Origin of the sequence: Candidatus Merdisoma sp. JLR.KK006, assembly GCF_036941035.1 — a bacterium.
GTDB lineage: Bacteria > Bacillota > Clostridia > Lachnospirales > Lachnospiraceae > Laedolimicola.
In genome coordinates, this window is record NZ_JAYMNS010000004.1 from 55,649 (window position 1) to 75,682 (window position 20,034).

Annotated in this window: 17 protein-coding genes; 15 read left to right on the forward strand and 2 right to left on the reverse strand. The window is 45.4% G+C overall.

What is annotated here, in order from left to right:
* Window positions 1-9 precede the first annotated feature (9 nt).
* The 6 genes from VSQ61_RS04720 to VSQ61_RS04745 all read left to right on the forward strand — a co-directional run bounded on the left by VSQ61_RS04720 (window position 10) and on the right by VSQ61_RS04745 (window position 8,173).
* On the forward strand, window positions 10-1,011 hold the full coding sequence (locus VSQ61_RS04720) for an ABC transporter permease (protein WP_334343291.1): 1,002 nt from the start codon (window positions 10-12) through the stop codon (window positions 1,009-1,011).
* Window positions 1,012-1,029: 18 nt separating this feature from the next.
* Complete coding sequence (locus VSQ61_RS04725; protein ID WP_334343292.1) at window positions 1,030-2,523, forward strand: sugar ABC transporter ATP-binding protein; 1,494 nt, start codon at window positions 1,030-1,032, stop codon at window positions 2,521-2,523.
* A 13-nt stretch (window positions 2,524-2,536) separates the two neighbouring features.
* Window positions 2,537-3,538, forward strand: coding sequence for an ABC transporter permease (locus VSQ61_RS04730; RefSeq protein WP_334343293.1), 1,002 nt, complete (start codon window positions 2,537-2,539; stop codon window positions 3,536-3,538).
* 71 nt (window positions 3,539-3,609) lie between these two features.
* A complete protein-coding gene (locus tag VSQ61_RS04735; RefSeq protein WP_334343295.1) occupies window positions 3,610-4,764 on the forward strand; it encodes a substrate-binding domain-containing protein in 1,155 nt (384 codons plus the stop codon).
* A 107-nt stretch (window positions 4,765-4,871) separates the two neighbouring features.
* Complete coding sequence (locus VSQ61_RS04740; RefSeq protein ID WP_334343296.1) at window positions 4,872-5,312, forward strand: RbsD/FucU family protein; 441 nt, start codon at window positions 4,872-4,874, stop codon at window positions 5,310-5,312.
* 182 nt (window positions 5,313-5,494) lie between these two features.
* Window positions 5,495-8,173 (forward strand): GDSL-type esterase/lipase family protein, encoded by a 2,679-nt coding sequence (locus VSQ61_RS04745; protein ID WP_334343297.1) that lies wholly within the window; start codon window positions 5,495-5,497, stop codon window positions 8,171-8,173.
* Here the strand turns inward: VSQ61_RS04745 and VSQ61_RS04750 are convergent.
* The gene (locus tag VSQ61_RS04750; RefSeq protein WP_334343298.1) at window positions 8,170-9,039 is read right to left on the reverse strand and encodes an AraC family transcriptional regulator; all 870 of its coding nucleotides are present in this window, start codon (window positions 9,037-9,039) and stop codon (window positions 8,170-8,172) included. The two genes, VSQ61_RS04745 and VSQ61_RS04750, sit on opposite strands and share 4 nt — an antisense overlap.
* 169 nt (window positions 9,040-9,208) lie before the next feature.
* Between VSQ61_RS04750 and VSQ61_RS04755 the strand changes: the two genes are divergently transcribed.
* From VSQ61_RS04755 to VSQ61_RS04775, 5 genes are read left to right on the forward strand one after another with little or no spacing between them, the layout of a single operon-like run.
* A complete protein-coding gene (locus VSQ61_RS04755) occupies window positions 9,209-10,570 on the forward strand; it encodes a sugar phosphate nucleotidyltransferase (protein WP_334343299.1) in 1,362 nt (453 codons plus the stop codon).
* A complete protein-coding gene (gene gmd, locus VSQ61_RS04760) occupies window positions 10,567-11,649 on the forward strand; it encodes a GDP-mannose 4,6-dehydratase (protein ID WP_334343300.1) in 1,083 nt (360 codons plus the stop codon). The genes VSQ61_RS04755 and gmd overlap by 4 nt, the downstream gene beginning before the upstream one ends.
* Complete coding sequence (locus VSQ61_RS04765; RefSeq protein WP_334343301.1) at window positions 11,646-12,611, forward strand: GDP-L-fucose synthase family protein; 966 nt, start codon at window positions 11,646-11,648, stop codon at window positions 12,609-12,611. The genes gmd and VSQ61_RS04765 overlap by 4 nt, the downstream gene beginning before the upstream one ends.
* Complete coding sequence (locus VSQ61_RS04770; protein WP_334343302.1) at window positions 12,608-13,429, forward strand: class I mannose-6-phosphate isomerase; 822 nt, start codon at window positions 12,608-12,610, stop codon at window positions 13,427-13,429. Before VSQ61_RS04765 ends, VSQ61_RS04770 begins: the two co-directional genes overlap by 4 nt.
* Window positions 13,430-13,432: 3 nt before the next feature.
* Window positions 13,433-14,926 carry a phospho-sugar mutase gene (locus VSQ61_RS04775; RefSeq protein ID WP_334343303.1) on the forward strand — a complete coding sequence of 498 codons (1,494 nt, stop codon included), beginning with the start codon at window positions 13,433-13,435 and terminating at the stop codon, window positions 14,924-14,926.
* A gap of 83 nt (window positions 14,927-15,009) precedes the next feature.
* On the opposite strand, the gene VSQ61_RS04780 is transcribed toward VSQ61_RS04775, so the two are convergent.
* On the reverse strand, window positions 15,010-16,041 hold the full coding sequence (locus VSQ61_RS04780; protein ID WP_334343304.1) for a LacI family DNA-binding transcriptional regulator: 1,032 nt from the start codon (window positions 16,039-16,041) through the stop codon (window positions 15,010-15,012).
* A gap of 407 nt (window positions 16,042-16,448) precedes the next feature.
* Between VSQ61_RS04780 and VSQ61_RS04785 the strand changes: the two genes are divergently transcribed.
* The 4 genes from VSQ61_RS04785 to VSQ61_RS04800 all read left to right on the forward strand — a co-directional run bounded on the left by VSQ61_RS04785 (window position 16,449) and on the right by VSQ61_RS04800 (window position 20,027).
* Window positions 16,449-17,591 carry an ABC transporter substrate-binding protein gene (locus VSQ61_RS04785; protein ID WP_334343305.1) on the forward strand — a complete coding sequence of 381 codons (1,143 nt, stop codon included), beginning with the start codon at window positions 16,449-16,451 and terminating at the stop codon, window positions 17,589-17,591.
* An 86-nt stretch (window positions 17,592-17,677) separates the two neighbouring features.
* A complete protein-coding gene (locus VSQ61_RS04790) occupies window positions 17,678-18,523 on the forward strand; it encodes an ABC transporter permease (RefSeq protein ID WP_334343307.1) in 846 nt (281 codons plus the stop codon).
* Complete coding sequence (locus tag VSQ61_RS04795) at window positions 18,520-19,293, forward strand: ABC transporter permease (protein ID WP_334343308.1); 774 nt, start codon at window positions 18,520-18,522, stop codon at window positions 19,291-19,293. The genes VSQ61_RS04790 and VSQ61_RS04795 overlap by 4 nt, the downstream gene beginning before the upstream one ends.
* The gene (locus VSQ61_RS04800) at window positions 19,275-20,027 is read left to right on the forward strand and encodes an ABC transporter ATP-binding protein (RefSeq protein WP_334343309.1); all 753 of its coding nucleotides are present in this window, start codon (window positions 19,275-19,277) and stop codon (window positions 20,025-20,027) included. The genes VSQ61_RS04795 and VSQ61_RS04800 overlap by 19 nt, the downstream gene beginning before the upstream one ends.
* The last annotated feature ends 7 nt before the right edge of the window (window positions 20,028-20,034 follow it).

Here is a 20,034-nt window from a genome sequence, read left to right on the forward strand (position 1 = left end):
GGGAAAAAGGTGGAAAAAATTAAACAGAATGCAATCGTAAAAAAGATTGGGTTTAACAGGGTGGTACTGTTATGTGTTATGGTGCTGCTGTATCTCCTGTTTGCGCTCATCACACCGATGGTAAAGGCAAATGCAAACTTCGTGAGTTTTGCCCGTATCGTCAGCTTATTGAAATATGCTTATTTCATGGGCTTCTTATCTTTGGGGGTAACCTTTGTTATTGCTACGGGAGGAATTGATTTTTCCATTGGCCCGGTAATGTTTTGCGGAGCCCTGATTTCGGGATATCTTTTGACCTCCAGGGGATGGCCGCTGATTATATGCCTGATTCTGTGCATCCTTGTAGGAACGGCTTTTGGAGTGCTTAACGGCGTTCTGGTATCTTATGCGGGGCTGCCGTCATTTATTACTTCCATGGCAAGCATGATGCTTGCAAAAGGAATCGGATCCGTATTTACAAAGACACAGTCCGTAAGCTGGCCCCAGGCAGGAGATGCCAATGGTTGGTTCCGGAACCTGGTAGGCATGAAAGTGGGAACTACGGAGATTCCCACAGGACTGTTTATTCTGCTTCTGGCAGCCGTTATCTGTGCTGTCATTTTGAATAAGACCATGGCAGGGCGGTATATCCTTTGTATCGGCAGCAATCGGGAAGCCGTAAGACTGTCCGGCGTGAATACCAAGCGGTGGGAAACGCTGGCATATATTATCTGCGGAACACTGGCTGGAATGGCGGCTATCTTCTATGTGGCTAAGAACACTACGGTTCTTCCGGGCCTTGGTGATACGTTTAATAACGAGGCTATTGCCGGATGCGTAATGGGAGGAACATCTATGACCGGAGGTGTGGCTTCCATTGGAGGAACTCTTATTGGAGTACTGATTATTGCACTTCTGCAGGAGGGGATTATGGCCATGGGCTTCCAGATCAATTACCAGTACATAATTACCGGACTTATCGTTCTGACGGTAGTATATGCAGACCTGCGCAGCAGAAGCAGACGCAATTAGGCGAGAGGGGGAGGAAAAATGGGCGACGTAATTTTAACCATGAAAGGCATCGATAAATCGTTCCCCGGAGTACATGCGCTGGATCATGTGGACCTGGAGGTCAGAAAAGGCGAAGTACATGCGCTGATGGGCGAGAATGGAGCCGGAAAGTCAACTCTTATGAAAGTGCTGACCGGCATTTACACCAAGGACGAGGGTACGATTACCTATGAGGGAAGGGAAGTGGAGTTTTCCAACCCGAGAGAGGCTCAGGATGCGGGAATTGTGATTGTGCATCAGGAGCTGAATATGATGGGACACCTGACAGTGGCTCAGAACATCTTTATCGGCCGGGAGATTATGAACGGCAAACTCATTGATGACAAGAAAATGAATGAAGAAGCAAAAAAGCTTTTTGATCAGCTTGGCATTGATATAGATCCGAAAGAAACCATGAGCCGTCTGACGGTCGGAAAGCAGCAGATGTGCGAGATTGCAAAGGCTATCTCCCACGAGGCGAAGGTTATTATTTTTGATGAGCCCTCTGCGGCATTGACAGAGGCAGAGATTGAAGAGTTATTCAAGATTATCCGGGATCTGCGGGATAAGCAGATGGGTATCGTATATATTTCCCATCGTATGGACGAGATTAAAGTCATTACGGATCGGGTAACGGTTATGCGTGACGGCGGTTACGTAGGAACCCTGATTACGAAGGATTCCACCAAGGATGATATCATCAATATGATGGTAGGCCGTGTAATTTATGAGGATCCCAAGACAGAGAGCGCCGTTCCCAAGGATGCGCCTATTGTACTAAAGGTAGAGCACCTGAATGCAGGCAGGATGGTTCGGGATGTAAGTTTTGAACTGAGAAAAGGAGAAATCTTAGGTTTTTCCGGATTGATGGGAGCAGGCAGAACCGAGACGGCAAGGGCTTTGTTTGGAGCAGATCCCAAGGAAAGCGGAGATATTTATGTAAACGGACAAAAAGTAGACATAAAGACTCCCCAGGATGCGGTAAAATGTGGCATTGGCTATCTGTCAGAGGATAGAAAACGATATGGAATTGTAGTGGCAAAAACAATCGCAGAGAATTCTACCATGGCCAGTCTTGAGAATTTTATGAAAGGTGCCTTTATTGATAAGAAGAAAGAAAATCAGGTGGCTCAGCAGTATGTAGAGACACTTAAGACAAAGACACCTGGCGTAGATCAACTAGTAGTGAATCTTTCCGGAGGAAATCAGCAGAAAGTGGTTATTGCCAAATGGCTGGTAAGGAACTGTGATATTCTGATTTTCGATGAACCTACCCGGGGTATTGACGTAGGAGCCAAGAGCGAGATTTATCAGTTGATGAATGAACTGGTGGCTCAGGGCAAGTCTGTTATCATGATTTCATCAGAGATGACGGAGATTTTGCGAATGAGTGACCGGATCGTGGTTATGTGTGAGGGCAGAAAAACCGGTGAGCTGGATATTTCAGAGGCTACGCAGGAACGAATCATGCATGCGGCGACGCTTAGGGATTAGGAGGGGAGAAATCATGACAGAGAAGAAAAAAGGAAATGCTTTTACAGACAATCCGCTTGTAAGGGCCATCGGGGTACAGAAGATTGTAGTTGTACTCGTGCTGCTTGCCATGCTTATCTTCTTTAGCACCGCAAGCTCCGCATTCCGCCAGTATTCAACACTTTTGAGTATTATGGACTGTACCTATTATCTGGCTTTTCTGGGGATTGGAGTTACGTTCTGCCTGATTACCGGCGGTGTAGACCTTTCCATTGGAACAGGAATGTTTTGTTATGCATTGGTGGGAGGTTATCTGATTACTCAGAAAAACATGCCGGTTATTGTGGGAATCATCGTAACAGTGCTGTGTGGCCTGCTGGTGGGAACCATAAACGGCCTGATCGTTTCCAAGGGTGGCCATGCTCCTTTCCTGGCAACACTTTGTACCATGATGATTGTGAGAGGCATGGGAGCCATCGTGACCAGCAATGCAAGTGTTACCTGGCCGTCATCCAGTTCGCCCAATGGCTGGACCCGTAAGATCTTTAAGATGGATATGGGCGGAACAAAAGTTCCCATAGGATTCTTATGGGTGCTGATTCTGGCAGTTGTTATGAGTATCTTCTTGAACAAGACCAGGCCGGGGCGCTATATCATCGCTATTGGAAGCAATAAAGAAGCTACGAGACTTTCCGGTGTGAATGTGGCAAAGTATCAGACATTGGCTTATATTATCTCCGGAGTTTTTACCGGACTGGCGGCTTTGGCTTATAGTTCCGCATTCCAGTCTATGATACCCGGCGGCGGCGGCGGAATCGAGTTGAATGCCATCGGCGGAGCCATCATTGGAGGAACCTCCATGAGCGGAGGTGCGGGAACCATATCGGGGACTATTATCGGTGTGTTCCTGATGTCCGTATTGCAGACCGGATTACCCATGATAGGACTCCAGGCAAATTGGCAGCAGATTATTATCGGTCTGGTATTGATTATAGCCGTTTATATTGATGTATTGAAGAATAAGAAACTTGCATAGGTGTTTACTGCATAAGCAGTTTACATAGAAATGCTCCAAAAAGGAGAAAAATAAAAGGAGGAACTTAAAACATGAAAAAGAAAGTTTTAGCAGCATTGCTCTCCGTAGCAATGGTAGCAACCCTGTTAAGCGGCTGTGGCGGCAAGGCTGAGGATCCTGCAGCACCTGCAGAGACAGAAGCTCCGGCAGAGACCGAGGCACCCGCAGAGAGTGATGAGCCCACAGATACACCTGCAGCAGATGCAGGCAGCATGTCTTTTGAGATCGTATCCAAGGGATTACAGCATGAGTACTGGCAGGCAGTTAAGCAGGGTGTTGAGAGCAAGGCAGCAGAGCTTGGTGTAACTGTTAACTTCGTAGGTCCGGACAGTGAGTCCAACATTGACCAGCAGGTACAGCAGCTGGAGAACGCTCTGAATGCAAACCCAACCGCAATCGGTCTGGCTGCACTGGATACAGAGTCCGTAAAGGGCCAGCTTCAGACATGTCTCGACAAGGGCATTCCGGTAATCGGATTTGACTCTGGTGTTCCAGGTGCTCCGGAAGGATCCGTATTGGCAAACTGCTCCACAGATAACTATGCAGCAGGTGCCGTAGCGGCAGAGGAAGTTTACAAGGCTGTTAAAGATCGTATCGATGGTACTGTTCGTATCGGCGTTGTAGCTCAGGATGCTACTTCCGAGTCCGTTGTAAACAGAGGTCTTGGCTTTATTGACAAGTTTGCTGAGTTGGCAGTAGCTGACGGACATACGGCAACCGTTGTTGGTAATGAGAAGTACATCAGCGATTCCAAGTGTGAGAAGACTGATGGCGCAAATGTTATTATCGACGTTCGTGTTCCTGCACAGGTTACTTCCGATGCATCTCTTGCAGACGTTAACTCTCTCCTTGGTGAGGACGGAATCCTTGCACTGTACGGTTCCAATGAGCACTCTGCAAATGCTATCGTTTCCGCAGCTGAGAATCACAGCGAGATCGGAACTGGTGCAGATCAGGTTGTTGCAGCCGGATTCGACTCTGGTGCAGCTCAGATTGAAGCTGTAAAGAACGGAGTTCTTCTTGGCGCTATTACTCAGGCTCCTGTACAGATGGGCGAGAAGCTTGTTGAAAGCCTGTATGCAGCAGCAAATGGCGAGTCAGTGGCAGACATTGACACCGGATGCCAGTGGTACACCGCTGAGAACATTGAGGATCCTGCAATCTGGGATAACCTTTACGGCAAATAAAGAGAGTTTGTAGAAGAGGGGGTACACCTTGCGGTGTGCCCTTTCTTCGTACTATACAGGCAGCACAAAGGGACTGCTTGAAAATATAATAATATGGAGGTATATTTATGCTAAAAGGAATTCCGCAAATTTTATCACCGGAGCTTTTGATGGTTTTGTGCGAGATGGGGCATGGAGATCGGCTGGTGATCTCAGATGGCAATTTCCCGGCAGAATCTATGGGAAAGGATGCCATTGTGATTCGCTGTGACGGTCATGGCGTACCGGAACTTTTGGATGCTGTCTTAAAGCTTTTCCCATTAGACACTTATGTAGAAAAGCCGGTAAACTTGATGGAGGTAGTGCCTGGAGATGATGTGGAGACACCTATCTGGGATACATATAAGGATATTATTGCGAAGTATGATAAGCGTGGGGCAGCTTGTGTAGGCAATATTGAGCGATTTGCATTCTATGATGAGGCAAAGACAGCATATGCTATTATTGCTACCAGTGAGAAAGCGCTGTACGCCAACATTATGCTTCAAAAGGGAGTTGTAGTAGAATAATCGAAAAAATCTTAACAAAAACGGATTAGATTCTTAAGATTTCTGATCTTTTTGGGATATGCCTTGCGGCATATCCCTTTTTTCGTTATACTGAAAAACATTAAAAGTTATGTAAAGCGATGGAAAGGGGAGATGTTTTCAGACAAAGGTGAGGGTGGTTATGGATAAAAGAGAGGAGCTTTATGAAAAAATGGAAGGCATATGGTTTTGCCTTGGCATGTATCCTTTTTCTCTGCTCAAAAAAAGAGATTTTTGCAGCTGGAGAAAAAAATAACGATGAGATAAAAGCAGAGGAATCATTTTTTGAGGATGGGGATGTGGTAGGATTTATTGGTGACAGCATAACCCATGCGGAGTATACGAGTATTAATTATATGGAATTCCTTTATCAGTACTATCTGAGTCGTTTTCCCGACAGAGAGATTGAATTTCGTAATCTGGGAACGGCGAGCTGTACCGTCCAGGATGTGCTGGATATCTATGACAGAGATCCGGCGTTTCAGGGGCTTAATCAGGCAGTCATTCTTTTGGGAATGAATGAAGCAATACAGGAGATCTCTGTAGAAGCATATATTGCTGATATGGAGAAATTGATTGAACGCTTAAAAGCAGATGGACTGAAGGGTGAGGATATACTGATTCTTGCACCGACACCCTACGATCAGACATGTGCGCTTAATTATGATAAAAACGGCTATCCTTATCAGAGAAGTGATGACAGGCTGACTGCATTTACAGAACAGCTGGAGGTAAAAGCAGAAGAGTGGAAGGTCTGTTATGCAGATCTTCATACACCTATGAAAGAATTGTCAGTAGAGCTTCAGAAAGAGGACGGAAAAAATACTCTGACCATAGGTGATTGCATTCACCCGGAGGCAGTTGGTCAAATGGTGATGGCTTACTATATTCTTCAGGCTCAGGGGGCAGTGGAGGAACTGCCGGAGCTTTTGATTCCGGAAGTGCCAGTGGAAATCCTGGAGGATTTTTACCGAAATGAACAGGGCGTGCGCCTGAGCTGGAAGCCGGAGTGTCTGCCGATGTTTACGGCAGACGAGTTTCAGGAGCTTACGGGGCTGATTCCATCAGCAGAAGCAATTGGAAAAGAAGTACTTTATGTGGAAGGCTTTTCCGAAGAAGTTTCTTATGAATTGACCATAGGTGACAATGTCTTGGGGGACTTTACAGGCCAGGAATTGCTAGAAGGAATTAATTTGGCTGTGCTGGAGGAAAACCCTTTACGGAAGCTTGCAGTTGAGATAGATGAAAAAAGCCGGGTGCGCCACAAGCTTGCAGCGGAATATCGAAGTGCTGTATATACAGCGGCGGAAACAGACACTGAGGAAGCATGGGCACAGCTTCAGGAAACATGGAAGAATTGGCAGAAAGCAGATAGAGCGTTGCGGGAAAAAATACATGAAAAAGTACAGACTGCAGCGGATCAGGATTATATAGTGAGTATTGTTGAAAAAGGATTCTCTAAGGAAATATTAGATCAGGAGTCTATGCCGGCCGAGGAATTTCTTTTTGAAGACGGTGATGTAGTAGGTTTTTTGGGTGACAGTATTACCCAGGTGAGCTACAGCGGAATCAGTTATCCTGAGTTTTTGCATCAGTATTATATTACACGTTATCCCCATTGGGAGTTGGAGCTTCGAAATCTCGGCACTGGTTATTATACGGCAAAGCATGCTTTGGAGCTTTACAATGGGGAAAGCGGAATTTATGATGCTGCCTTGGACGGGATTACAAAGGCTGTGATTATGTTTGGCATGAACGAAGCTCAGGATGGAGGCGATACAGAGACATATATTCAGAATATACGGAAATTAACAGAGATGCTGAATGCCAGAGGAATCGAGAATGAGGATGTGATTCTGGCAGCGCCTACACCCTACGATCAAACCAGAAGTTCTAATTACAAAGAAAATGGCGAGATGAAAGAGACGGTAGATAATATCCTTTTGGAATATACCGTAAAGCTTAAGCAGCTATCCCGGGAACTTGGAACACATTATGTGGATCTTCACACCCCTATGCTGCGGGCCACAAAGCTTTTTCAGGAAAAGGATGCAGATGATACCCTGACTGTGGATGACAATATACATCCAAAGGCAGAGGGAAGCATTCTGGCAGGCTTCTTCTTTTTATATCAGCAGGGAGCCGGAAAAGAAGTGGCAGATGTTCGGATTCTGGATAAAGGAGATGTACAGACAGACAATGCGAAGGTGAGCAGGGTAAAATGGAGAGGGAGGGGAGATTATGTAAGCTTTGCATACCATCCCTACAGTCTTCCTATGGCTATTTCCAGCGAAGTTGCCCAGACAGATGCGGATTTTGATATCATGAACCGGATCAGTCAGGAAAATCTTCAGGTAACAGGGCTGGAAAGCAGTGAGAAGTATACAGTTTATATGGATAATGTTCCCATAGGAGAATTCACAGGGGAAGCATTGGAACAGGGAGTGAACTTGGCCGCTTGCGACTGGAATTGGGGGCAGGTTGCTGCAAAGGAGATAGAGGGGCTGAATCAGAAGTGGCAGGAATGCTCTGCGGAATACCGCAGTGTTTTGGGAAAAGCCACTTTAGGTGAACGGAGCGCAACACAGGAGGATGTGGATATTGCTTATGCAGCATGGAAAGCGCAAGCAGAGGAACTTAAGAACCAGATGTATGAGATAGCCCGAACCAGCGTATCCAGAACCTATCAGATAGAGATTGTAAATAAGAATGGCCGAATCTGGATGAAGTTGGAACGATGGAAATGGGCTATAGGTGTTGCTATTGCTGCAGCAATCAGTTTGCCGTTCCTTGCAGGCGTTATATTTCAGATGAAAAAGCGAAAAAAGAAAAACAGAATTTAATTAATCCACTTTTTACGAAAGTCAGAAGCGCTGATGCCTTCTGACTTTTTAAATTGCCGATTGAGATAGCTGGAATCATAGAAGCCGCAGTTTTCTGCAATTTGCTCCAGAGTATAGTCAGAAAAACGGAGCAGCTTTTTAGCAAGCGTAATACGCCGGGCAATGACGTAGTGATTCAGGGTGATTCCATAGAGAGAGCGAAACTCTCTGGACAAATGATATTTGCTAATGAAAAAATGTTCTGACAGAGCATCCAGAGAAAACTTTTCTGTATAGTGTTCATCCAGATACTGACGTATCTGGGACATCTTTTGATGTCCGGGGTGCTTTTCGGTATGGCGCTCAGTAATATCAAGCAGCAGGAGGGAAAGAATATCCACAATCAGCCGTGAAGAAAAAATTTCAGCAGAGAGGTCAGAGGCGGTGTTTACCTCCAACAGATGTTCCAAAGAATCCTGAAGTTCTGGAAAGGTTTGGGGGTGAAAAGCGGGGGCACTTTTGGCGGAGAAATACTGGTAGTATTTCTCTGAACTGGATCCGTTAAAATGAACCCAGATTAGTTCCCAAGGATCAGAACTGTTGCTCTGATGATAATAGGGAACCATGCAGTCAATAAAAAAGCAGGAGCCTTTTTGCAAAGAATAGGAGTTTCCCTTGTACATAAGTGTACCGCTTCCGGATAGGACAAGAACCACCAGATAGGAATCCAGATTTTTACGTTGGGCAAGATGGCTTTCCTTTAGTTTCAGATAACCTGTTTCCTGCACATAATAGAGGGCAGAGCGTGCAAAGGCGCTGGGAGTCTGAATCATGCGCCGAGAGCTTTCTACATAGGAATCGGGGAATTTATCAAAATAGTTTTTCAAGGGAGTTTCCTTTCATGCACATATAGTCTCAAAAAGAACTTGTGGATAGCAATATAATACCTATTTTAAGCAACATCTTCACTTGTTATCTTAAATATACCGGTTTATACTGTCAAAAGCAATGAAAAAACAGAATTAATAAGCAAACAACCTGAAAGGAAAAAAATCTATGTATTATGCACTGTTGTCCGGCGGCTCAGGAAAACGCCTTTGGCCGTTATCAAATGATGCAAGACCGAAACAATATGTAAAGCTGGTCAATCAGGAAACAAATTCCATGGAACGCTGCTCGATGCTTCAGCGAGTATGGGCACAGCTTTTGGATGCAAAAATAGCGAATAATACAATTATCACTGCGGGAGAAGCACAGGCGGAGCTGATTCAAAGTCAGGTTCCCGGAGCGCAGATGGCTGCAGAACCGGCAGGCAGGGATACCTTTGGAGCCGTACTGCTTTCCTGTGCCTATCTTCATAGCTGCATGGGAGCGTCTAAAGAAGATTATGTAGCCGTGATGCCCATAGACCCCTATACAGAAAGAGCTTATTTTGAAGCGGTAAAGGGATTGGAGAAGGTTATGAAGGATTCCGGTGCAGATGCAGGACTTATGGGAGCAGTGCCCTCTTATCCAGCAACAAAATACGGATATATATTGCCGGGAGAGCAGAAGGAGGGGTATTTCTGGATCCAAAGCTTTATAGAAAAACCAGAGGAAAGGCAGGCGGAAGAACTTTTGGGGCAGGGAGCCCTATGGAACTGCGGAGTTTTCTGTCTTCGGATTGGAGATATGCTGGAACGGGCAAAAGTGTACGGGGTTCCGGAAGATTACGAAGGCTTGTATGCTGCCTATGAGAAATTACCAAGGATCAGCTTTGACTATGAGGTGCTGGAGAAATCTGAAAAGCTGGCGGCTGTAGAATTCCAGGGATACTGGAAGGATCTTGGTACCTGGGATGCTATGGCAGAGCAGATGAGCATGGATACATTTGGAAAAGTGATTTTAGATGATACCTGCAGAAACACGCAGGTAATCAATGAACTGGCAATGCCGGTAGTTACTGTAGGAACGAGGAATCTGGTAGTCGTAGCAGCACAGGATGGAATTCTGGTAGCAGATAAGAATGAGACAGGCAGAGTAAAAGAATTGACAGCGGGGCTTCAGACACGGCCCATGTTTGAAGAACGGAGATGGGGAACATTGGAAACTCTGGATGATACAGAGACAGCACAAATCTCTACATTGACAAGAAAGATTCGAATCTATGACGGCATGACTTCCAGTTACCATTACCACAAGGATAGAGATGAGATTTGGACGGTCCTAAAAGGGACAGGTGAATTGATTTTGGAAGGAAATAAGATTGCGCTCTCTCAGGGAAAAGCAGTCTGTATTCGAAAAAACCAGCGTCATGCAGTAAAAGCGTTTAAGGATTTTGAGTATATTGAGATTCATGTGGGAACCAGTGTGGGAAATGATGACATTCATCGGATTACCTTTGAGTGGGATGAGATAGAGAGGAGTAGTATATTATGAAAAAAACAGCATTAATTACAGGAATTACTGGCCAGGATGGCTCTTATCTGGCGGAGCTTTTGCTGGAAAAAGGATATGAAGTTTATGGGTTGTTCCGCAGAGGCTCCACCGATACGACAGCAAGAATTACCCATCTGTTAAAAAAAGGAACAGATGAGGAACAAAGGCTACATCTGGTTTATGGGGACATGACAGATTCTATGAATCTGGTGCGTCTGCTCCTTGAAATAAAACCGAACGAAGTGTACAATCTGGCAGCTCAGTCTCATGTGGCTGTTTCCTTTGAGGAACCAGAGTATACAGCAAATGCAGATGGAGTTGGCGTTTTGCGTGTACTTGAAGCTGTGCGTGCGGCAGGACTTGCGAGGACGACTAGGATCTATCAGGCGTCAACCTCTGAACTTTTCGGAAAGGCTGAGGAAATTCCACAGAGGGAAACGACACCATTTCATCCCCGTTCTCCTTATGCGGTGGCAAAACTCTATGGCTATTGGATAACGAGGCACTATCGGGAAGCATACGGAATGTATGCGGTAAACGGGATTCTGTTTAATCACGAATCTGAACGGAGAGGGGAAAATTTTGTAACAAGGAAAATCACGCTGGCAGCAGCAAATATTTTGGCGGGGCATCAGGAAAAGCTGTATCTGGGAAATCTGGATGCAAAACGGGACTGGGGTTACGCCAAGGACTACGTGGAATGTATGTGGAGGATGCTGCAGCATGAGACACCAGAGGATTTTGTGATTGCAACCGGTGTGACCCATACCGTAAGAGAATTTGTAGAGACTGCATTTCGTCAGGGGGGAGTTAATCTTCAATGGCAGGGAACGGGTGTCGAAGAAAAAGGGATTGATATGAAAACCGGAAAAGTATTAGTTGAAGTATCCCCTGATTTTTTTCGCCCGGCAGAGGTAGACTTGCTTTTGGGAGATCCTTCAAAGGCAAAGAAGCTTTTAGGCTGGAATCCAGGAAAGACTTCCTTTGAGCAACTGGTAAAACTTATGATGGAGCATGACATGAAGGAACTTGGTATACAGTATGAGCGCTGCGAAACTGGAATAGGAGAAGAAAAATGATTTGTGAACCATTGGATAGACAGAAAAAAATATATGTGGCCGGACACTGCGGACTGGTAGGCTCTGCACTAGTACGCTGTCTGAAAAAAGAGGGATTTGCTCAGATTATTACGAAAACACATGAGGAGCTTGATTTGACAAGGCAGGCAGAGGTGGAAGCATTTTTTGCAGAGGAAAAACCGGATTATGTGCTTTTGGCAGCGGCCAAGGTGGGCGGAATCCATGCCAATGATACATACCCGGCAGATTTTATTATGAAGAATCTGCAGATAGAGTGTAATGTAATAGATGCAGCGTATAAAAATCAGGTAAAAAAGCTGCTGTTTTTGGGAAGCTCTTGTATTTATCCGCGAGAATGCCCTCAGCCTATTCGGGAAGAATATCTTTTGAGCGGATATTTGGAAAAAACGAACGAGGCTTATGCGCTGGCAAAAATTGCAGGGCTGAAAATGTGCGCTTTTTACAATCAGCAGTACCACACTCACTATATCAGTGTGATGCCCTGCAATCTTTATGGAGTGAATGACAACTTTGCACTGGATAATTCTCATGTGCTTCCTGCACTGATACGAAAGTTTCACGAAGCGAAACAAAAGGGAGAGCTTGCGGTAACTGTTTGGGGAAGCGGGACGCCTTTGCGGGAGTTTTTGAATGTGGATGATCTGGCGGACGCATGCTTATATTTGATGGATCATTATGACGGAAACGAATTTTTTAATGTGGGATCCGGGAAGGAAGTAAGCATTTTAGAGCTGGCAGAGCTTGTAAAAGAGGTAACAGGTTATCCGGGCAGAATTGTACTGGATCCAGCAAAGCCAGACGGAACGCCCAGGAAGGTGACGGATATCAGCCGCATTTCGGAGACGGGCTGGAAACCGAAAATTGATTTGGAAAAAGGAATCCGCCAGACTTATGAGTGGTTCTGTAAAAAATATGAGACAGGAGCGTTTACAGAGCGATGATGGAGCAAGGGCCAATAAAGCTGCAACCAGTACGGAAAAATTATTTATGGGGAACAGAGGATTGGATGCTCTCCTGGCTGAACGAGGGATTGGAAGAAATCCCTCTTTTGATTAAAATCATTACAGCGAAGGAGGCCCTTTCGGTTCAGGTGCATCCAAAGGATTCTCTTGCATGGGAGATGGAACATGGAAATGGTAAAACAGAGATGTGGTACGTGATGGACTGTGAGCCTGACGCATATTTGTATTATGGTTTGAAGCATAGAATTTCTGTAAATGAATTTCGGAAACGGATTGAGAACGGAACCCTTCTGGAGGTATGCCGTAGGGTAATGGTAAGAAAAGGAGACGTTCTTTTTGTTCCGGCAGGAATTATTCACGCTATTGGCAGAGGGATTACGGTGGCAGAAGTGCAGCAGAGCTCTGATATCACATATCGAGTGTATGATTATGATCGAAAGGACGAGAACCACAGGAGACGGACGCTGCATATTGAGAAAGCTCTTAAGGCTGCGAACTTCATGCCGCCTTTGCCAGGACGTCATCCTATGGGGCCCAGAATCGAGAAAAATGGATATTCCAAAACTTTATTAGTGCAATGTCCGTATTTTGTGGTACAATTATACGAGATAGTAGAATGTATGGAAGGGAATGTTGAGGCATCCTTTCAGTCATTTCTTGTTTTGGAGGGAGAAGGAAGCCTAAAAAGCAACTATGGAAGCCTGAAGCTTACAAAGGGTGACAGTATCTTTCTCCCAAAAGGAATGGGAGCCTACCACCTTATTGGAAGGCTGCAAATACTTATAAGCGAGGTATAACGGATGAATTTAAAGTTTGGAACAGGAGGGCTTCGTGCCACTATGGGGCCGGGACCGGATCATTTAAATTTAGAAACCATACGAGAGGCAGCCTTGGGGGCAGCAGCCTATGTGAAAAGCCGGAGTGAAGAACCGTCTGTGGCAGTAGCCTATGACAGCCGGAATCACTCGGAAGAATTTGCAAAAGAAGCAGCAAGAGTATTGGCCCTGAAGGGATGTAAGGTGTATATTTATCCCCGGTTGATGCCGACGCCGACTTTATCCTTTGCAGTGCGCCATCTGAAATGTGATGCAGGAATCTGTATAACGGCCAGTCATAATCCAAAAGACTATAATGGCTTTAAGGTTTATGGGGCAGATGGATGTCAGGTCACCAGCGGAGCAGCAGCGGCGATCCAGATGTATATTGAAAAGGCCGATGAGAAAGAGGCTGGGGAGGATCTGGATTTTGAATATTTTTTGGAATCGGAAGAAATTGAGTATATCAATGACAAGACCATCAAGGCATTTCTTGCGTCTATTATAAAAAAACGAACGCAAAAGGAACTGACATCTCATTTGAAAGTGGTTTATACGCCGCTGAACGGAAGCGGGTTAAGCTGTGTGAGCAGTATCCTAAAATATATTGGAATAAAGAATCTACAGATTGTAATGGAACAGGCAAAACCGGACGGTAATTTTCCTACTTGCCCCATCCCGAATCCGGAGGAACCGGAAGCGCTGAAGCTGGGATTGGACTATTGTGAAAAGCTGGAGGCAGATCTGCTGCTTGCTACAGATCCGGATAGTGACCGCATTGGCGTGGCTGTCCGGCAAGGCGAGACTTATCGGCAATTGACAGGAAATCAGGTGGGAATCCTACTATTGGATTATATATTGAAATGCAGGCAGGAGGCAGGAACACTGCCGGAAAATCCCGTTGTGATTAAGACTATCGTGACTACTTCTATGGCAGATCACATTGCAGAGCATTATGGTGTTGAGGTAATCAATACTTTGACAGGCTTCAAATATATTGGAGAGCAGATTGGCCTTTTGGAACAGGCGGGCAAGGCAGAGCGTTTTGTGTTTGGATTTGAGGAAAGTTGCGGCTATCTCGTTGGAAGCTATGTGCGGGATAAGGATGCGGTGGGGGCGGCCATGCTGATTTGCGAGATGGCAGACACTTACAAGTCTATAGGCAAGACGCTTCTGGATGTACTCGAGGATCTGTACCAGACTTATGGACGATATACGACAGAGCTGAAAAGCTATACTTTTGATGGCATGGAGGCAGACAGGCGCATGAGCCTGATACGCAAGGGGCTTGCAGAGAAGCCGGATATGAAGATGCGGGGCTCCAAGGTAGTTCGGTATAAGGATTATCAGGAAGGCATCGACGGACTTCCCAAGTCCGATGTAATCAAGCTGTGGATGGAGGACGGCTCGGAAGTCGTGATCCGTCCGTCAGGTACGGAGCCGAAGATTAAGGTGTATACGGAGAGAAAAGAGAAATAAAAAAGAACAGACCATATAAGAAGAGAGCATTCCTTCATAACAGGATTTGAGTATGAAGGGATACTCTTTTTGTGTTGGGGTCTTTATATAGTTGTCTTTCTGGGCGGCCCGCAGCTTTCCCGTACGGCAAGATAAAAGGGCATAGAGATTTTCATGGGAAGATGATGTCCGCCCTGTATACGGTCAATCAGAGTCTTTGCAGCCATTTTTCCCATTTCTTCCAGCGGAACGTGAACAGTAGTAAGCATTGGGGAAAGATACTGGGCCATATCGATGTCATCAATGCTGATAACGGATATGTCTTCTGGAATTCTTAAGCCCTCTTCCTGAATTGCACGCATAACACCAATAGCTGTTAAGTCATTGGGGGCAAAAACAGCAGTAGCTTCACGAGTCCTGTTAAGAAGAGCTTTTGTGCCTTGATATCCGCCCTCGGAACAAATCATAACATTAGAAATAAATTCATTTTGAATGGGAATATTGTGCTTGCGCAGAGTAGAACAATACCCCACATAACGTTCCTCGTTTTGAGTTTCGCCTACGTAGGCAATTTTTGTATGTCCAAGCCCGATCAGGTATTCAATAACGTGTTCACTGGCAAGAGTGCTTTCGCACAGGACCTGATCGTATTTGGCGTTTAGGCTGTTCAGGCCCGTATAAATAACATAATTAAAATGCTTTTTTAAAAAACTCAGCAATTGCTTGTTGCAGCGTCCCAGAATGGCAACGCCGTCTACATGATTGTCGGCAATGAGATGGAACGTGCTTGGGTGCTGAATATCAATAGCCGTAAAAGAATACTTTAAAATATAGTTTTGCTTAAAGGCTTCTTTCTCAATGCTGCGTGCCAGCTGAGAAAAGAAAGGATCCGTAATGGCATCCGGCTCTCTTGCAAACAGGCAGGCAATGGAATGAGAAGAAGCCTGACCGGAAGGAGTATTTCCGCTTTTGAGATTACGGGCTATGGAGTTGGGCGTATAGTTGGTTCGACGCACAATCTCCCAGATACGATCTTGTACCTCTTTGCTTGCGGCCCGGGAGTTGTTTTGATTAATTACTCTTGAAACGGTAGAGATAGACACACCGGCTTCTTGTGCAATTTCTTTCAGCGTCATATGAAATTTTCCTCGCTTTTTGCTTAAATTATACTCAAATCTTATCTTATCATAGAAAAAAATAATAAAAGTGTCAACAAAAAACGTAAGGAATACTTTGGAAAAAGCATAGACAAACGTTTGGGTAAAAATAGTATTTAAAAATGCGGCTCTCCGCAGAGGAATATATAAAAATAATATATTTTCACAATTTTGCACAAACTAAACCGGGAAAACCTTTGGCCGGTATGACAAAAACTTGCACAAGGGAAGCTGATAAGGGGCGTGTCTTAGGCGGTTATACAAACGTTTGGGTAAAATTTTGTTGAAATTAGGGTATTAATAAACTATGATTAACTTACAAATCGAGTTGATTTATAAAAAACTCACAAAAAGTAAACCTTAAAAATGTATTAGGAGGGTAAAAAATGAAGAAGACGAGAAAACTAGTTGCATTGTTATTGGCTACAGCCATGGTTGCCAGTATGGCAGCCTGCGGTTCAAAAGAGGAGAAGCCCGCACAGGAGGCTCCGGCTGCGGAGGACACAGCAGATAATCCCCAAGAGTCGGAAGAAACTGCGGAACCTGCAGATGATACGGTATACGATCTCAAAGTCAGCGGTCACCCGTACATCCATGCACTTGCCAGCGTATATGCCATTGACCAGGGATATTTTAAATGTGAAGATACCACAGTTGACATGTATTCCGGCGGTCCTGTTCAGAATGAAGCGATTGCTTCCGGAGCGTGGGATGTAGGAACAACCGGCACCGGCGGTATTGTTCTCGGAGCTGTTGGTTATAATCTGAAAGCTATAGCTTATACTTCACCGGATGAGAACACCGTCGATCTTTGGGTTCGTCCCGACAGCCCTCTGGCAGGCTGCACACCGGATGAGAAGGGCGTGTATGGAACAGCAGATGATTGGAAGGGACTGACAGTACTTTGTGCCACCGGCACCTCCTGCCATATGATGCTCATCGGGCTTTTGGAGCATCTGGGCCTGACTGAGGATGACATCAATCTGATTGACACTTCTGTTGCTGATTCCTATGCGGCATTTAAAGCAGGCACCGGCGATGTTGTAGCGCTTTGGTCACCTTTTGGATTCCAGGCAGAAGAAGATACGGATTGGGTAAAGGTTGCAAATGCGGTTAACCTTGGAATTATTCAGCCCTGCGTAGTGGTTGCAACTGAGGATGCAATTGCCAATGACTGGGATGGTGTTTATGCCTACTTAAAGGCTTATCTGCAGGCCGCTACGGAATTAAATGCGGATCCGGAAGGAACAGCCGATCTGCTTTACGATTTTGAGGAAGATCAGGGAATCAGCTTAAGCGAGACTGCTGCGGTGAAAGAAGTTGAAAGCCGTCCATATGCTTCTATAGAGCGTAATAAAGAGCTTTTCACGGTAAGAGATGACGGAGGCTGTGAGGCAAATGATATTCTGCTGGTATTTGCGGAGTTCTTCGAAGGACAGGGAAAGATTTCAGAGGATGATTTGAATGCCCTTCGGGAGAATGGATTGGTTGATACAAGCTTTATGGAAGCATACATGAATGGGCAGTAAAATGAAAAGGTTCAAAACAGAATAGAGACATAATAGGGGGAGGGGAGCCCTCCCCCTATTATGTGGTTTGCAATGGAGTGATGAATATGAGTGATAATTCAAAACAGATTTCCACCGAGACAGCCAATTCCATTCGGATTGAGGCAAAGGCCAAGAGAAAGGAAGCAAGACAGCTTTTGCTTATCTCGACAGTCAGCATACTGGTATTTTTATGTCTCTGGGAGCTGGCAGTGCGTGCAGGGTGGATTGACAGCAAGTACCTTTGTGCGCCTACACAGGTGGTGAAGACCTTTATACAAAAGTTTTCAGATCCAAAGCCGGACGGTGCCGTACTTGGCATTCACATAATTACCAGCTTGAAACTGGTTCTTGTAGGATATTGCACTGCGGTGATCATCGGCGTTCCCCTTGGGCTTATCATGGGATATTATCATACCTTTGATAAGCTGGTATCCCCCGTTTTTGAGATTGTACGCCCGATTCCGCCGATTGCCTGGATTCCGCTGTCTATCATCTGGCTGGGAGTGGGTACAACGGCCAAGGCATTTATTATATTTCTTGCGGCATTTGTACCTTGCGTAATCAATTCGTATACGGGAGTAAAGCTGACGCCTGTAGTGTATTTGAACGTAGCTAAGACATCAGGTGCATCCACATGGGAGGTATTTTGGACCGTAAGCAGAAACTATGCGATGCCCCTGGCTTTTACGGGCATACAGGTGGCGCTGGGAAATGCATGGTCCACCCTGGTTGCATCGGAACTGCTGGCAGCAACGGCAGGCCTGGGGTATATGATACAGCAGGGACGCTCCCTGGTAAGATCGGATATCATAATAGTGGGAATGCTTACAATCGGTGTTATTGGAGCAATTCTGACAACGCTTTTATCGAAATTAGAAAACTATGTTGTGAAATGGAGGAGCAGAGCATGAAAAAGAATCAATCGCAGACTCGGGATATTATACTTTCTACTCTGTCCATCCTTGGACTGATTGCTATTTGGTTCCTTGTGTCAAACAGCAAGCCGGATTTTTTTCCTACACCCATGGCTACCATTGAGCGGTTAATTCGATTGATTGAAAAGCCGGTTATGAAGATATCCATTCTCGGCCATGTTTTTGCAAGCCTTAAAAGAGTTGTAATGGCCCTTTTGGCTGCAATTGTTTTAGGAGTCGGTATGGGACTCTTTATGGGATGGAATAAAAAGGTCCGTGCGGCGCTCAATCCCATTTTAATGGCTCTGCGTCCGATTCCGCCTATAGCCTGGATTCCGCTGATTATCTTACTGTTTGGCATTGGGGAATTTCCAAAAGTGCTTTTGGTATTTATCGGCGCATTCTTTCCGATTGTTATGAACACCATGTCCGGAGTTGCGATGGTGGATGATATGTATCTGAAGGTGGGAAAAATTTATAAAGCCAATACATGGCAGATGCTTCGACATGTGGTGTTTCCGGCGGCAATGCCCACCATACTTGCCGGTATTAAAATTGCAATTAGCTCCGGCTGGATGGTTGTGGTAGCGGCAGAAATGTTATCGAGTAAATCCGGACTTGGCTTCTTAATCAACAGGGGACGTGACAGCTATGATGTTGCACTGATTATGGTTGCTATGATTTTGATTGGCGTCGTGGGAGCCTTGTTAAGCGCCGTATTTACATTTATTGAAAGGAAGTTGTGCGGATGGATGAGCAAAGAGTAGTCAAGGTTCACTTGGAGAACATATCTAAGTCCTTTGCGACACGAAAGATGATTTTTGAAGCGGTAAACCATGTCACGATTGATGTATACAAAAATGAATTTCTTGTGCTGCTTGGTCCGGGTCAGTGCGGAAAGACCGTGCTCCTGAATATGGTGAGCGGTTTGGAAACGCCCACGGAAGGCAAGGTGGAATTTATTGACAGTGACGGAACGGATCTTGGCTTTGTATTTCAAAAGACAGCGGTTTTTCCATGGAAAACGGTGATGGAAAATGTGGAGATGCCTTTGGAATTAAAGGGAGTACCAAAAGAAAAACGAAGAGAAAGGGCACAATACCTCATTGATCTGGTGGGACTGAACGGGTTTGAAAACGCATTGCCCAAGCAGCTGTCCGGAGGCATGAAGCAGCGCGTGGGAATTGCACGTGCTTACTGCAACAATCCCCAGGTTTTATTGATGGATGAGCCTTTTGGAGCGTTGGATGCTCAGACCCGTTACCAGATGGAGGAAGAAATTCTGCGTATTTGGGAACAGGAGAAGAGAACAGTTATATTCGTAACGAATAATATTGAGGAGGCGGTATATCTGGCGGATCGGATTATTGTGCTGAGCGCCTGCCCGGCGACGGTTAAAGAGGTCTATGATATCTCGCTCCCCAGACCACGTGATTATGTTGATACAGAGTTTTTGCGTATCCGTGAAGCAATTGAGGCAAATACCGATTTGGCGCTGTAGATGGGAG

Excerpts from the sequence above, each read along its gene's own strand:
- VSQ61_RS04775 (WP_334343303.1), top strand. The coding sequence starts at position 13,433 with ATGAATTTAAAGTTTGGAACAGGAGGGCTTCGTGCCACTATGGGGCCG.
- gmd (WP_334343300.1), top strand. The coding sequence starts at position 10,567 with ATGAAAAAAACAGCATTAATTACAGGAATTACTGGCCAGGATGGCTCT.
- VSQ61_RS04795 (WP_334343308.1), top strand. The coding sequence starts at position 18,520 with ATGAAAAAGAATCAATCGCAGACTCGGGATATTATACTTTCTACTCTG.
- VSQ61_RS04765 (WP_334343301.1), top strand. The coding sequence starts at position 11,646 with ATGATTTGTGAACCATTGGATAGACAGAAAAAAATATATGTGGCCGGA.
- VSQ61_RS04790 (WP_334343307.1), top strand. The coding sequence starts at position 17,678 with ATGAGTGATAATTCAAAACAGATTTCCACCGAGACAGCCAATTCCATT.
- VSQ61_RS04740 (WP_334343296.1), top strand. The coding sequence starts at position 4,872 with ATGCTAAAAGGAATTCCGCAAATTTTATCACCGGAGCTTTTGATGGTT.
- VSQ61_RS04755 (WP_334343299.1), top strand. The coding sequence starts at position 9,209 with ATGTATTATGCACTGTTGTCCGGCGGCTCAGGAAAACGCCTTTGGCCG.
- VSQ61_RS04785 (WP_334343305.1), top strand. The coding sequence starts at position 16,449 with ATGAAGAAGACGAGAAAACTAGTTGCATTGTTATTGGCTACAGCCATG.
- VSQ61_RS04725 (WP_334343292.1), top strand. The coding sequence starts at position 1,030 with ATGGGCGACGTAATTTTAACCATGAAAGGCATCGATAAATCGTTCCCC.
- VSQ61_RS04780 (WP_334343304.1), bottom strand. The coding sequence starts at position 16,041 with ATGACGCTGAAAGAAATTGCACAAGAAGCCGGTGTGTCTATCTCTACC.
- VSQ61_RS04800 (WP_334343309.1), top strand. The coding sequence starts at position 19,275 with ATGGATGAGCAAAGAGTAGTCAAGGTTCACTTGGAGAACATATCTAAG.
- VSQ61_RS04735 (WP_334343295.1), top strand. The coding sequence starts at position 3,610 with ATGAAAAAGAAAGTTTTAGCAGCATTGCTCTCCGTAGCAATGGTAGCA.
- VSQ61_RS04770 (WP_334343302.1), top strand. The coding sequence starts at position 12,608 with ATGATGGAGCAAGGGCCAATAAAGCTGCAACCAGTACGGAAAAATTAT.
- VSQ61_RS04745 (WP_334343297.1), top strand. The coding sequence starts at position 5,495 with ATGAAAAAATGGAAGGCATATGGTTTTGCCTTGGCATGTATCCTTTTT.
- VSQ61_RS04730 (WP_334343293.1), top strand. The coding sequence starts at position 2,537 with ATGACAGAGAAGAAAAAAGGAAATGCTTTTACAGACAATCCGCTTGTA.